The following is a 265-nucleotide window of genomic DNA, read 5'->3' as shown; positions in this document are numbered from 1 at the left end:
CGCCACGTGGCTTGAAGAAGTTCGAGACCTTGTCGTACCTTCCACCTCTATCCGAGGAGTCTTTGTTGAAGGAAATCAACTACCTTCTTATTAAGGGATGGGTTCCTTGCATCGAGTTCGAAGTTGGGGAGGCGTTCGTATACCGTGAGAACAACAAGTCACCAGGATACTATGACGGACGATACTGGACAATGTGGAAATTGCCCATGTTTGGTTGCACCGACGCAGCTCAAGTGGCGGCCGAGGTGGAGGAGGCCAACAAGGC

1 protein-coding gene is annotated in these 265 nt (G+C 51.7%); it reads left to right on the top strand.

Annotated features, from left to right (window positions below; all coding sequences use genetic code 11):
• Positions 1-65: 65 nt before the first annotated feature.
• The coding region (locus SM755_RS23780) for a ribulose bisphosphate carboxylase small subunit (RefSeq protein ID WP_323174854.1) at positions 66-265 on the top strand (200 nt) is incomplete at its 3' end.

This window comes from Natrialba sp. PRR66 (assembly GCF_034808065.1).
Lineage (GTDB): Archaea > Halobacteriota > Halobacteria > Halobacteriales > Natrialbaceae > Natrialba > Natrialba aegyptia.
The sequence above is the reverse complement of the archived record's forward strand: the minus strand, read 5'-3'. Positions and strand labels throughout refer to the sequence as shown.